The following is a 13,961-nucleotide window of genomic DNA, read 5'->3' as shown; positions in this document are numbered from 1 at the left end:
TCAGTGGAGGAAGTTTTTGAGGTGGTTGGTGTAGGTGGGGGTGTGGTTGGGGTGGAGGAGTTGGTGGTGTGTGCAGTTGGTTGAGTGGGTTGTGGTGGGGCCGGTGAGGCGTGGTTGCCAGGCGTGGAGGAGGTATGCGGCTTTGGTGTGGGTGCTTTCGTAGGTGGGGTGGTTGGGGGGTGGGGTGTGTTCGGCGGCGATGAGCAGGGTGGGGCCGGTGTAGGTGTGGGGTTGGTGGTGTTGGTAGAGGGTGATGTTGTGGTTGGTGGTGAGGTGGTGTAGCTGGTCGTCGGGGATGGTGGTGTGGTGGTGGCCGAGCAGTGTTTGCAGGGTTTGGCGGTTGTTGCGGGGGGTGATTGTTGGGTCGGTGTTGGTGTCGAGGGTGGGTAGTGAGTCGAGCAGGATGAGTCGGGTGTCGGTGTGGCCGCGGTGGTGTAGTTCGATGGCGATTTGGTGGGCGAGGACGCCGCCGAAGGACCAGCCGAGGAGGTGGTAGGGGCCGGTGGGGTGGGTGTTTTGGATGCGGGTGGCGTAGTTGCGGGCCATGGCTTGGAGGGTGTGGGGTGGGGTTTCGTCGGCGTTGAGGGTTTGGTTGATGCCGATGAGGGGGTTGGTGAGGTGGGTGGCGAGGGTTTGGTAGGGCCAGCTGATGCCGCTGGTGGCGTGGATGCAGAACAGGGGTGTGCCGGTGCCGGTGTGCAGGGTTTGGATGGGGGGATGGTGGCGGGTTGGGCTTGGGTGTCGATTCGGTGGGCGAGGGTGGTGATGGTGGGGGTGTCGAAGATGTCGGCGACGCGCAGGTCGGTGTGCAGGGTGGTGTTGGTGGCGGCGATTAGGCGCATCGCCGACAGGGAGTCTCCACCCAGATCAAAGAAAGAGTCGGCGGCGCTGACCCGGTCCTCCACACCCAGGATTTGGGCGTAGAGGCTGGCCAGGGTTTCTTCCACCGGGCCTTGCGGCGCGACATAAGCCTGCGCGCTAGTGGTGTAGTCGGGGGCGGGCAAAGCGCGGCGGTCGAGTTTGCCGTTGACCGTCAACGGTAGTTCGTCGATCAGCATGAAGGCGGTCGGAACCATGTACGGCGGCAGCACCTGGCTCAGCGAGGCGCGGATGTCGGTGGTGTCGAGCCCGGTCCCGCTGGTGGTGGTGTAGTAGGCGACCAGGCGGGGTTGGCCGGGGGTGTCGTCGCGGGCGATGACCACCGCCTGCTCGACCCCGTCGAGGGCGGCTAGGGCGGCGGTGACTTCTCCGCATTCGATGCGGTAGCCGCGGATTTTGACTTGTTCGTCGGCGCGGCCCAGGTATTGCAGTTGCCCGTCGGGGCCTCAACAGACGAGGTCGCCGGTGCGATACATCCGCGACCCGGCCGACCCGTACGGGCAGGCGACAAACCGGGCCGCACTCGACGCGCCGCGGCGCCAATAGCCGACACCGACCCCGGCACCGGCACCGGCACCGGCACCGGCGACATACAACTCACCCACCACCCAGGGCGGGACTGGGCGCAGCCAGCTGTCGAGGACGAATACCCCGGCCCCGGGTACGGGTGCGCCGATGGGCACCACTGTGTCCGCGGGGTGTAGGGGGTCGCTGGTGGTGGCGTAGATGGTGGTTTCGGTGGGGCCGTAGGCGTTGAGCAGGGTGTGCTCGGTGGCCCAGTGGTGGGCGAGGTCGATCGGGCAGGACTCTCCCACGGTGATGACGGTGGTTGCCTCTAACCCGTGATCGGGGAGTTGGGCTAATGCTGAGGGGGTGTGGGTGAGCACACTGACGTGTTCGTCGATGAGCAGGGTGTGGAAGTCCTCGGGTGAGGTGACGATGTGTTCGGGCACGACCACGACCCGTCCGCCGCTGAGGAGGGCGCCGAGGATTTCCCAGACGGAGACGTCGAAGGCGTAGGAGTGCCATTGCGACCAGACCGCGTTGGTGGGGATGTCGAGATCGAGTTGGGTGGTCAGGGTGGTGGCGTTGTGGTGGGTGATGGCCACGCCTTTGGGGGTTCCGGTGGTGCCGGAGGTGTAGATCAGGTACGCCAGGTCGTGGGGGTTGGGTGGGGGTAGTGGGGTGGTGGGGTAGTCATCGAGGTTGGTGAGGGTGTCGAGGGTGATCACCGGAACACCACTGCCGGTGCCGGTGCTGGTGGGGAGGTGGGTGGTCAGTTCGGTGGTGGTCAGTACTGCGGTGGGGGTGGTGTCGGTGAGCATGAACGCGATACGCGTTGGGGGGTGGTGGGGGTCGATGGGTAGGTAGGCGGCCCCGGTTTTGAGGACGGCCAGGATGGCGTGGTCGCTGCGCGGTAGCAGCAGCGCAACGACCGCACCCGCTCGAGCCCCGTGGGTGGTGGTGAGGTGGTGGGCGAGTTGGGTGCTGGCCGTATCGAGGTCGTGGTAGGTCCAGGTGTGGTCTTCGAAGGTGAGGGCCGGGGCGTGGGGGTGGGTGGCGACGATGTTGGTGAAGGCAGCGGGAATCGAGATCGCCGTGGTGGTGGGAGCGGTGAGGGTGGGGTGGTTGCCCCAGGTGTGTAGTTGGGTGTGTTCGGTGTCGGTGAGTAGGTCGAGGTGGTGCAGGGGTTGGTCGGGGTGGGTGGTGAAGGTGGTGAGGGTGTGGTGCAGGCGGGTGGCCAGGGTTTCGATGGTGGTGGGGTTATAGACGTCGGTGCGGTATTCGATGGTGCCGGTCAGGGCCGGTGCTGTGTCGGGGCTGGTGGGGTGTTCGCCCACGGAGATGACCAGGTCCATGCGGGCGGTGTGGGTGGCGACCGGATACGGGCTGATCCGGGCCTGACCCAGGCGCATTTCGGCACCGTCGTTGGTGTGTTGGGTCCAGGGGTGGTTTTGGAAGGCGAGCATGACCTGGATGAGGGGGTGGTGGGTGCGGGAGCGGGTGGGTTGGAGGTGTTCGACGAGGAGTTCGAAGGGCACGTGTTGGTGTTCGAACGCGGTCAGGCTGTCCTCGCGGATGTGGGCCAGTAGGTCGGTGGGGGTGTCTGCGGGGTGGGTGTGGGTGCGTAGCACCAGGGTGTTGACGAAGAACCCGATCAGTTCATCGAGGTGGGGGTGGGTGCGTGCGGCGATCGGGACGCCGATGGCGATGTCGTTGGTGTCGGCGAGGGTGGCTAGGACCACGGTCAGGGCGGCGTGGATGACCATGAAGACCGAGACGTGGTGGGTGTGGGCCAGGGTGTGGATTGCGGTGGTTAGTTCGGGGGGCCAGCTGAATTAGTGGCTGGCGCCGCGGTAGTCGGCGATCGGGGGATAGCGGTGGTCGGTGGGCAGGGGCAGGTGTTCGGGGAGTCCGGCCAGGGTGTGCTGCCAGTAGGCCAGGTCGGTGGCCAGCAGGCTGGCCGGGTCGTGGGGGTCGCCGAGGAGTTGGTGGTGCCACAGGGTGTAGTCGGCGTAGTGCACCGGCAACGGCACCCACACCGGCGGGTGCCCGGCGGTGCGGGCGGTGTAGGCGGTGTCGAGGTCGCGGGCCAGCGGGCCCAGCGACCAGCCGTCGGCGGCGATGTGGTGGATCAGCAGTACCAGCACGTGCTGGTGGTCGGCGGTGTGCAAGATGGTGGCGCGGATCGGGATCTCGGCGGCTAGATCGAAGTGGTAGTTGGTGGCTTCGTCGATGGCGGTGTGCAGGTGTTGGGGTGTCCACCCGCGGGCATCCACGACCTGCCAGAAGACTTCGGCTTGGTTGGGGGTGAGGATGTCTTGGTAGCCGATCCCCTCGCTCGTGGTGCTGAAGCGGGTGCGCAGGGTTTCGTGGCGGGTGATCAGATCGTCGAGTGCGGCTCGGAGTGCCTCGGTGTCCAGCGGGCCGTCCAGGTGCAGGACGACCGGGATGTTGTAGACCGCCGAGGGGCCTTGAAGCTGTTCAAGAAACCACAGCCGGGACTGGGCAAACGACAACGGCACCCGTGGCGGGCGCTCACCGGCGATCAATGGCAGCTGAGCGACCGGGTCGGCCCCGACACGGTGGGCTAGCCCGGTGATGGTGGGGGCTTCGAACACATCAGCAACGCGCAGACCGGCGTGCAGGGTGGTGTTGGCGGCGGCGACCAAACGCATGGCTGAGACGGAGTCTCCACCCAGGTCAAAGAAGGAGTCGGCGGCGCTGACCCGGTCACTACCGCCGAGGATCTGGGTGTAGAGGCTGGCCAGGGTTTCTTCCACCGGGCCTTGCGGCGCCACATAAGCCTGCGCGCTAGTGGTGTAGTCGGGGGCGGGCAGGGCGCGGCGGTCGAGTTTGGCGTTGACCGTCAACGGTAGTTCGTCGATCACCACGAAGGCGGCCGGAACCATATACGCCGGCAGGACCTCACTTAACCGGTCCCGCAGCCACGCCGTATCGATCCCACCGCCACCGATGGTGGTGGTGTAGTAGGCCACCAGCTGGGGTTGGCCGGTGTCGGTGTGGGCGATCACCACCGCCTGCTCCACCCCATCGAGTGCGGTCAGGGCGGCCGTGACTTCTCCGCATTCGATGCGGTAGCCACGGATTTTGACTTGGTCATCAGCGCGGCCCAGATATTGCAGTTGCCCATCAGGGCCCCAACAGACGAGGTCGCCGGTGCGATACATCCGCGACCCGGCTGCCCCGAACGGGCAGGCGACAAACCGGGCCGCACTCAACCCGCCGCGGCGCCAATAGCCGACACCCACACCGGCACCGGCACCGGCACCGGCACCGGCGACATACAACTCACCCACCACCCCGGGTGGCACCGGACGCAGCCACCTGTCGAGGACGAACACCCCGGCCCCGGGCACGGGTGCGCCGATGGGCACCACAGTGGCGCCGGCGTGCAGCGGGGGTGCGGCGGTGAGGTAGATCGTGGCTTTGGTGGGGCCGTAGGCGTTGATCAGGGTTCGCCCCCAGGGCTCCGGCGTTGTTGATTAGCAGGCTTGTGAGCTGGGGAATTGTGGATTGAGGAGGTCTAGGCGGCGGTTGGCGGTCAAAGCGGTGATCCGGCAGGCTTCGGCGATGTTGTCGGCGCCGTTGAGGCGGTGCAGATTGATCGCGGTGTTGCGTAGCGTTGCTAGGACCTGTGCGCCGTTTCCGGTATGTGCCCTTTGACGGTCTTCGTCGAAGGTGACGTCGCGTATCCAGTGCAGGCTGTTCTCGATTCCCCAGTGTTGACGCATCCAGGTCATGATCGCGGTAGGGCGGACGTGCTCGAACGGCAGGCTGCAGATGGCATAGACCACCTCCACGCTGCGCTGGTCGGTGGCGGTGATCAAACGTTCACGAGTGATCCGGATGATTTGTTTTGCGTAGGGGAAGCCGATTCCTCGTGCAGCGGTGATGATTTGCAGGGTGCGGGTCTCGACACGGCCGTGGCCGCGGGAGTCGTCGGTAGCGGCTGCGGGCACCTCGGCCCAGGGCAGCGCGGTGATACGCGCAAGTATTTTGGCTTGGTTGGACTTGACGATCATCAGGTAGTGCGACTTCAAGGTGGCGCAGATCAACTTCGCGGTGACGACCTGGGTATGCATCGCATCCACGGTGACCAGCCACCGCAAGCTACCCGGCAGCAGCGTGAGCAGGGCACGTACGCAGGGAATTTCATTGCTTTTCTCGGCGACAGCGAGTTGACCGAGCACCAATCGGGCACGGTGGGCGAACACCGACACGAGATGCGTGGCTGTCGCTTTGGCGCGTAAAGGCACCACGCAGCATCTTGCCGTCCAACGCGATCGGCACCAATCCACTGGGGTCGCTGCTGGCCACGTGTGCAGTGAAGTAACTGCCCATCCTGGCGTTGAGGTCGGCGGGGTCTAGCCGAGACAAAACAGCGCGGAAGGTCTTCTCACTGGGCCGCCGGAACCGGACCCCTAATTAGGCCAACACATCATCGGGAGCGGTGGCCGCCCATGTGGCAAAACCAGCATAGCCGCGCATCCCCGCGGCAGTGGCCAGAACCGCGATCGCCAACAAAGCCATCAGCGAATACCTCCGACCGCGTGGGTCCCTCGGGTCTGGCACCGAGGCCAACACACCGAGAAACTCCGATCCGATGAGCTCGCTGCGCTCACCAGGACTCCAGCGGTCGAACACCTCTGGAACCGACGACACAGGCAATACTGAAACGGTAGGCACGGGCAACTCCAGACCAACGACGAACAGTAACCAACTCGATCGTTCTCCAGATAGCCCGTGCCTACACTCCGGCCCCAATAGCGCGGCACCAAAGATCATCAACCCAGCTCACAAGCCTGCTAATCAACAACGCCGGAGCCCTGTATCGATGGCCCGCACTGCCCCACAACGACGCGTTCCACGCTTATTTCAGCGGTCCGTGAATTAGCCATCGGATGTCACCGCCGAATGAATTAGGGAGCGCAATGATTCGGGGGCAAGGTTGACGATTCAACGCTTGTAGAGCACACTGTTCAGCGTCTGCGACAGGCCGCTCGGCCAACTCTAAAAAATTCCGCGGTCATCGGTCGCAACTCAATTGGGCGAAAGGGACAACATCGATGCGTGTATCGACCGACCATCGAGTAATCACCAGGTGGGCGCCAAAGTCATGCTACCGCGCGGCGGCCGACGATTTCTTGGCGGCGGCAATTAGCCTCGGTTTTCTGGACTCCATTGCCATCTGTGGCTCACTGGCTAAAGACGATGTAATACCCGGATGGAGCGACCTGAATATCGTGTGCATCGCCCGAGACGATGCGCCAAGCGGGGAGACGCTGGGGGAACTCAACCGCATCGTCAAAGACCTCACCGAGCGCACCGCCATCGGAATTGGGTTTGACCTCGTGTGGCGCACAGAATTCGACCGGTCATCAAAAATCGGCGGTCGACCACTGGCGATGACGTACGAAGTCGCTCAATGCGGAGAGTTCCATATCAACCCGGCACCGTTTGCTGCCGCCGCGCCGATGCATACCGTCGTCGAAAAACTTCGACAGGAACGCGCTGTACTGCTGCTCGCGGAGATGCATAACTGGCGGCGGGCATGCTTTGCGGACGACGAGCCCGAAACCAACAACCTCGCCGTGAAGACGCTTCTGAAGATGCTCAAGCAATGCGTCAGCCCCTACCCCGGGAGTTGCTTCACCCATGCCGCGGACCTCACCCGGCTGCCGCGAGACATCCCTGACATCGCTCGCGAAGCATTCCTGATGGCGGTGGAGACACGCGCCACGTGGGGGCAGAATCGCGACATCGACCAAGCCCGATCCGCAATCCTGAGCCAGGGCTCCGGCGTTGTTGATTAGCAGGCTTGTGAGCTGGGGAATTGTGGATTGAGGAGGTCTAGGCGGCGGTTGGCGGTCAAAGCGGTGATCCGGCAGGCTTCGGCGATGTTGTCGGCGCCGTTGAGGCGGTGCAGATTGATCGCGGTGTTGCGTAGCGTTGCTAGGACCTGTGCGCCGTTTCCGGTATGTGCCCTTTGACGGTCTTCGTCGAAGGTGACGTCGCGTATCCAGTGCAGGCTGTTCTCGATTCCCCAGTGTTGACGCATCCAGGTCATGATCGCGGTAGGGCGGGCGTGCTCGAACGGCAGGCTGCAGATGGCATAGACCACCTCCACGCTGCGCTGGTCGGTGGCGGTGATCAAGCGTTCACGAGTGATCCGGATGATTTGTTTTGCGTAGGGGAAGCCGATTCCTCGTACAGCGGTGATGATTTGCAGGGTGCGGGTCTCGACACGGCCGTGGCCGCGGGAGTCGTCGGTAGCGGCTGCGGGCACCTCGGCCCAGGGCAGCGCGGTGATACGCGCAAGTATTTTGGCTTGGTTGGACTTGACGATCATCAGGTAGTGCGACTTCAAGGTGGCGCAGATCAACTTCGCGGTGACGACCTGGGTATGCATCGCATCCACAGTGACCAGCCACCGCAAGCTACCCGGCAGCAGCGTGAGCAGGGCACGTACGCAGGGAATTTCATTGCTTTTCTCGGCGACAGCGAGTTGACCGAGCACCAATCGGGCACGGTGGGCGAACACCGACACGAGATGCGTGGCTGTCGCTTTGGCGCGTAAAGCACCACGCAGCATCTTGCCGTCCAACGCGATCGGCACCAATCCACTGGGGTCGCTGCTGGCCACGTGTGCAGTGAAGTAACTGCCCATCCTGGCGTTGAGGTCGGCGGGGTCTAGCCGAGACAAAACAGCGCGGAAGGTCTTCTCACTGGGCCGCCGGAACCGGACCCCTAATTAGGCCAACACATCATCGGGAGCGGTGGCCGCCCATGTAGCAAAAACAGCATAGCCGCGCATCCCCGCGGCAGTGGCCAGAACCGCGATCGCCAACAAAGCCATCAGCGAATACCTCCGACCGCGTGGGTCCCTCGGGTCCGGCACCGAGGCCAACACACCGAGAAACTCCGATCCGATGAGCTCACTGCGCTCACCAGGACTCCAGCGGTCGAACACCTCTGGAACCGACGACACAGGCAATACTGAAACGGTAGGCACGGGCAACTCCAGACCAACGACGAACAGTAACCAACTCGATCGTTCTCCAGATAGCCCGTGCCTACACTCCGGCCCCAATAGCGCGGCACCAAAGATCATCAACCCAGCTCACAAGCCTGCTAATCAACAACGCCGGAGCCCTGAATCCTGAGCCTGCTGTTGACCGAGATCGATGCGCTCGATCTCATCGGGTCTTTTTATTCGCCTCAGTCATCAGAAAATTGATGCCGATCTATTTCTGTCGGCGATACGAAAGTGCATGATAGAACGGCCACCCGCCAGCGAGCGACGGAGCCCATCGGACTCACATCGGTGCCGCAAAATATGCCGGACCAAAAAGCAGTTTCCCGTCGGCCGACCTCTTCCACTAAATGGCAGGTCCCGAAGTTTTTTCCTCACCGAAGTTCAGGAATCACGCTTTCACGTCTTGGCATGATCGCCTCGGACATACGGAATCGAGAAATATCAGGGAAAATGATCTGCGCATCGCGCATTTTGCGTGAGCCTCTGGCCAGAACGGCCGATCCGCCACCTACGGTCACGCGGCTGACGGAATCGGCCGAACGCCCAAAATTCGGGACCAGCACCGATAGGTTATTGCCATCTACCACTATTAACCAGCGATACAGTGCCCATCCGATATTGACGGGCCCGAAGGAAACCATGTCATATGTGATCGCGGCCCCGGAATTGCTGGCAGGCGCAGCTACGGACTTGGCGGGTCTCGGCTCGACGCTGCAGATCGCCAACCGGGCCGCCGCCGCCACGATCACCGGCGTGCCGGCCGCCGGCGCGGACGACGTCTCAGCCGCACTGGCGGCGGTGTTTTCCGGCCACGCCCTGGATTATCAAGCCCTGAGCGCCCAGATGGCCGGGGTGCACCAACGGTTCGTACAGGCGTTGACCGCCAGCGGGAGCTCCTATGCGGCCGCCGAGGCCGCCAACACCAACCCGCTACAGGGCGTCGAAGAACACCTGCTCGGCGTGCTCAACTCCCCCACCCAAGCCCTGTTGGGCCGCCCCCTGATCGGTGACGGCGCCGCCGGCGCCCCCGGACAGGACGGCGGCGACGGTGGACTGCTCTTGGGCAACGGCGGCGCCGGCGGAACCGGCTCCGCGGCGAACGCCGACGGTGGCAACGGCGGGGCGGCCGGACTCATCGGCAACGGCGGCGCCGGCGGAACCGGCTACAGCCCGACCACCGGTTCCGGCGCGGTCGGAGGCGATGGCGGGGCCGGCGGCTCCGGCGGAATCGGCGGCGTCGGTGGCAGCGGCACCATCGGCGCTCCCAGCGGTCACGGGGGTAGCTGTGGTCTCGGCGGTGGCACTGGGCTATTTGGCCAAGGCGGCGCCGGCGGCAACGGCGGGCAGGGCGGAGGGGAAAACTTCGCCTCGACCGCTGGGGCACGAGGGCCCGCCGGCACCGGCGGGCACGGCGGCTGGCTCTACGGCAACGGTGTAGCCGGCGGTATCGGCGGGGCCGGCGGGGTCGTTGGTAGCTCCGAGGGCGGCGTGGACGGCGGAGTCGGCGGCAGCGGCGGCAGCGGCGGCGCTACCGGGCTGCTCGGCAACGGCGGGGCCGGAGGAACCGGCGGACAGGGCGGCGGCGGTGGCCGAGGGTTTGACGGCTCCCTCGGTGTTGGTGGCACCGGGGGCACCGGCGCCGTCGGCGGGTCCGGAGGGTGGCTCGTGGGCGACGGCGGGACCGGCGGCGACGGCGGGCAAGGTGGCGACGGCCACCTCGGCGGCGCGTTCGCGGGCGGGGGCGGCGACGGCGGCGCGGGCGCTGTCGGCGGGACCGGCGGGTGGCTGCTGGGTGACGGCGGGGCGGGCGGCGACGGCGGCGCAGCAAGCGGATTTGCCGGTGACGGCGGACAAGGCGGCCAGGGCGCCGTTGGCGGGGCCAGCGGGTGGCTGTTGGGCAATGGCGGCGCAGGCGGCGACGGCGGCGCAGGCGGTGAAGGTGGCGACAGCTCCGGCGGGGCCGCCAGCGCTGGCGGCGACGGCGGGGCAGGCGGGGCCGGCGCGAACGGCGGCCTGCTGATCGGCCACGGCGGCGCTGGCGGCGGCGGCGGGACCGGCGGGAATGGTCACGGTCGCCCCATAGGCAGCGGTGGGGCCGGCGGCGATGGCGGCGGCGGCGGGACCGGCGGGTGGCTATACGGCAACGGCGGGCACGGCGGCACCGGTGCCACCGGTGGCAGCGGCAGGCACTCCGGCGCCAGCGGCGATGACGGCGACGGCGGTGACGCCCAGGCGATTGGCGACGGCGGGGCCGGCGGGTCCGGTGGCGCCGGCGGGGCCGGCGGCTCCGGCGGGCTGCTGTTCGGTGCGCCCGGCGCGCACGGGTAGCGCTCGGTAACCAATCGCGTGCGGGTTCGCCCGCCCGGATCAGAGCAGCTGCTCGACCCTGATTGGCAAGTCGGTGACCCGTTTTCCGGTGGCATTGAATACCGCGTTGGCGATCGCCGCGGGCACCGCAATGATCACCAACTCGCCGAGTCCCTTCACCCCGATCGGGTCGGCGATGGTATCCTGTGCGGGCAGAAAACTTGCGTCCAGCGCGGGAACGTCGGCGTTGACCGGGACCAGGTAATCCGAGATGTTCGCGTTGACGACGCGACCGTCTCGGTAATCCAACTCGGTCCCTTCCAACAGAGCCATCCCTATTCCGCCGATCATGCCTCCGATTGCCTGGCTGTGCGCGAGTTTGGGATTGATCACCCGGCCCGCGTCGTAGCAGGCATAGATGCGGCGGATCCGCACCGTGGGCAGCAATGCGTCGATGGCGACTTCGGCGAATACGGCTCCGTAGGCGTAGGTGGAGTATCGCTTGCCGGCATCATCGGGTGTCCAGGTGTGTTCGGATTCCAGGGCTGGCCAGCCACGCCTGCGCAGCAGATCCTGATACGACTCGCCCCGCGCCGGCCCGTCCGTGGCGACCGTGGAAAACATGTGGCCGTTGGTTACCATCACGTCTTCCGGGCGCAGGCCCGCCAGCGGCGATTGCGGGTCAGTCACCGCCGCACGAATGAACTTGTCGCGCAGCATATTTGCGACAGTGAACACAGCCGAGCCCACGCTTGCCGTAGTCCGCGAGGCCGAGTGCGCCGGCGCCGGCGGGAAGCGGCTGTCGCCCAGTGAGAATCGCACCCGCTGCAACGGCAGGCCGAGCGCATCCGCGGCAATCTGGGTCATCGAGGTGTAGGTCCCCGGTCCCATGTCGCTGGCGGCGCTGCACACCTCGGCAGTGCCGTCCGCCGAGATCCTTGCGATGGCCGCGCACTTACTGCGATAGGTGAAGTACGCCGCGGTCGCCATCCCGATACCGACAAAGGAATCGCCGTCGCGGTTGGCTCCGGGGATGCTGTTTCGGCGGTGCCATCCGAAGTCGGTGGAGCCCTGCTTGATGCAATCGACCAGCCGCCTGGTGGAAAAGGGCAAGCCGTTGATCTGGTCGATTCGAGGTTCGTTGCGCAAGCGCAACTCGATGGGGTCGATGCCCAGGCGGTGCGCGAGATCGTCCATGGTGGACTCGAGCGCAAACGTTCCGGTGACCGCACCGGGTCCCCGCATGAACCACGGCAGGTTGATATCGAGTGGCACCACGCGGTATGTCGAACTCATGTTGGGGACCTGGTACATCAGCTGCGGGCTGCGCACGATGCCGTCTTCATAGATGCCGTACTGCGCGGTTTCCGTGCGCCCTTCGTGGATCATCGCCATCAGGCGCCCGGAGGGGTCTGCGCCAATCGCCATGCGTTGGCGGCTGGTCGGCCGGAAACCGACCGAGCTGTACATCTGTTTTCGCGTCAGCACCAGCTTGACCGGCAGCTGCATTCGGCGCGCGGCGAACGCGGTCAGCAGTTGATGCGGCCACATGCGGCCGGCGCTACCGAACGCGCCACCAACAAATGGCGAGATCAGCCGCACCCGCTCTTCGGACATCCCGAATGCCCGGGCATAGGACCGCCGCGCTCCGTTGATGTGTTGGACCTTGTCCCAGAGTGTGAGCCGGTCGCCATCCCATTTGGCGATGGTGGCGGGCAATTCCACCGCGTTGTGGTTGTTGCGGGCGATGCTGAAATTGAGGTCGCTGATCCCCGCAGCGCGGATCATCACCTGATCGGGGGTGCCGCGAACGTAGTCGGCGATGAGTCGGCCGGGATAGCCGACTGCCTGCGGCGCATCGATATCGGTTAGCTGCGGCCACGTTGAGTAGCTGACGTCGACCAGCGATACCGCGTGCGCCGCAGCCTCATGCGTGGTGGCGACCACCACGGCGATCGGCTGTCCAAAGAAGAAGACCTGGCCGGTGCCGAAGGGCAGACGCACCCCGGTGAAATCGGTGAGCACCGCAAGCACGCCAGGCTGGCGCATGGCGGCTCCGGTGGCGATGTGGTCGACGGCACCGCGCGCCACCGTGCTGCAGACCAACGCCGCATACACCAACCCGGGAATCGGGTGGTCGGCCGCGTAGCGGGCTTTTCCGGTCACCTTCAGCGGGCCGTCCACCCGGTTGATCGGCTGGCCACTGATGCCTCCGGCGGCGGAGAAGGCGTGGGTCATGGCATTGCCGCCACGACCGTCAGCTGCTTTTCGACGACGCGCTTGAGCAGCTCTACCTTGAAGCGGTTCTCGCTCAAGGGTTTTGCCCCAATGGCCGAGAGCGCGGCGGCGCGGCGGAACAGATCCGCATCCGGTGGGCGGCCCCGAAGCGCGGCTTCGACCGCCGGCAGGCGCCACGGCACGGTGCCCACCCCGCCGGCGGCCACCCGCGCGGTGCGTATGGTGCCGGCGGCGATGTCGAGTGCCACGGCTGCGGACACCAGCGCGAACTCGTACGACTCACGGTCGCGCACCTTGAGATATCCGGACCGGTGCAGCTGGGGCCCGACCGGAATCTCGATGGCAACCAGCAGCTCACCCGGGTGCAGGTTGTGTTCCCAGTGCGGAGAGTCACCCGGATGGCGATATAACTCCGCGAGCCCAAACCTCCGATGTCCAGCGATCTGGCGAGTCAGCACAACGGCGTCTAGTGCCACCAATGCCACCGCGAGGTCGGAGGGATGGGTTGCGCAACAGTGTTGGCTGGCGCCGAAGATTGCGTGCGTTCGGTTGCGGCCCTCGATTGCCGCACAGCCGGCATCGGGACCACGTCGGTTACATGCGGCCGAGACGTCGCGGAAATACAGACACCTCGGGCGCTGCAACAGATTGCCGCCGATCGATGCCATATTGCGCAACTGCGCCGAAGCGCTGAGCTCCAAGGCTTGGCTGACCATCGGAACTTGTTGCTGGACAACGGGATGAGCCGCCAGATCCGACATTCGCACCAGGGATCCAACACGGATCACTCCGGGCTGCACGTCGATCGACTGGTAGGGCAGCGCATTGATATCCACCAACGAATCGGGACGTTCGACCGTCTCACGCATCAGGTCGACCAGAGTGGTACCGCCGGCTATGTAGCGGCCACCGGCCGCGGCTGCCCGCAACGCGGACTGCTCGTCGGAGGCCTTGCTGTAGCGAAACGGAAACACGG

5 protein-coding genes and 3 pseudogenes are annotated in these 13,961 nt (G+C 65.6%); 2 read left to right on the top strand and 6 right to left on the bottom strand.

The window, feature by feature from the left end; genetic code table 11:
- A pseudogene (locus CKW46_RS06585) lies at positions 1–4,865 on the bottom strand (amino acid adenylation domain-containing protein); the annotation flags it as partial.
- A 21-nt stretch (positions 4,866–4,886) separates the two neighbouring features.
- Positions 4,887–6,090 (bottom strand): annotated as a pseudogene (locus CKW46_RS06580) (ISAs1-like element IS2404/ISMul1 family transposase).
- A 380-nt stretch (positions 6,091–6,470) separates the two neighbouring features.
- Here CKW46_RS06580 and CKW46_RS06575 point away from each other — a divergent pair.
- Positions 6,471–7,217, top strand: coding sequence for a hypothetical protein (locus CKW46_RS06575; protein ID WP_482052978.1), 747 nt, complete (start codon positions 6,471–6,473; stop codon positions 7,215–7,217).
- Here CKW46_RS06575 and CKW46_RS06570 read toward each other — a convergent pair.
- Both CKW46_RS06570 and CKW46_RS06565 read right to left on the bottom strand, forming a co-directional pair.
- Positions 7,214–8,416: pseudogene (locus tag CKW46_RS06570) on the bottom strand (ISAs1-like element IS2404/ISMul1 family transposase). The gene CKW46_RS06575 and the pseudogene CKW46_RS06570 overlap by 4 nt on opposite strands.
- Before the next feature lie 395 nt (positions 8,417–8,811).
- Positions 8,812–9,081 (bottom strand): hypothetical protein, encoded by a 270-nt coding sequence (locus CKW46_RS06565; protein WP_131807385.1) that lies wholly within the window; start codon positions 9,079–9,081, stop codon positions 8,812–8,814.
- Between CKW46_RS06565 and CKW46_RS06560 the strand changes: the two genes are divergently transcribed.
- The gene (locus tag CKW46_RS06560; protein WP_482052977.1) at positions 9,080–10,768 is read left to right on the top strand and encodes a PE family protein; all 1,689 of its coding nucleotides are present in this window, start codon (positions 9,080–9,082) and stop codon (positions 10,766–10,768) included. The genes CKW46_RS06565 and CKW46_RS06560 overlap by 2 nt on opposite strands.
- 39 nt (positions 10,769–10,807) lie before the next feature.
- Here CKW46_RS06560 and CKW46_RS06555 read toward each other — a convergent pair whose 3' ends face one another.
- Both CKW46_RS06555 and CKW46_RS06550 read right to left on the bottom strand, forming a co-directional pair.
- Positions 10,808–12,985, bottom strand: a complete 2,178-nt coding sequence (locus CKW46_RS06555) for a xanthine dehydrogenase family protein molybdopterin-binding subunit (protein ID WP_015354477.1) — start codon at positions 12,983–12,985, stop codon at positions 10,808–10,810.
- Positions 12,982–13,959, bottom strand: coding sequence for an FAD binding domain-containing protein (locus CKW46_RS06550; RefSeq protein WP_482052976.1), 978 nt, complete (start codon positions 13,957–13,959; stop codon positions 12,982–12,984). The genes CKW46_RS06555 and CKW46_RS06550 overlap by 4 nt, the downstream gene beginning before the upstream one ends.
- Between the last annotated feature and the right edge of the window lie 2 nt (positions 13,960–13,961).

This window comes from Mycobacterium liflandii, from assembly GCF_022354805.1.
GTDB lineage: Bacteria > Actinomycetota > Actinomycetes > Mycobacteriales > Mycobacteriaceae > Mycobacterium > Mycobacterium marinum.
Note: the sequence above shows the minus strand (reverse complement) of the source record. Positions and strands in the feature narration are given on the sequence as shown.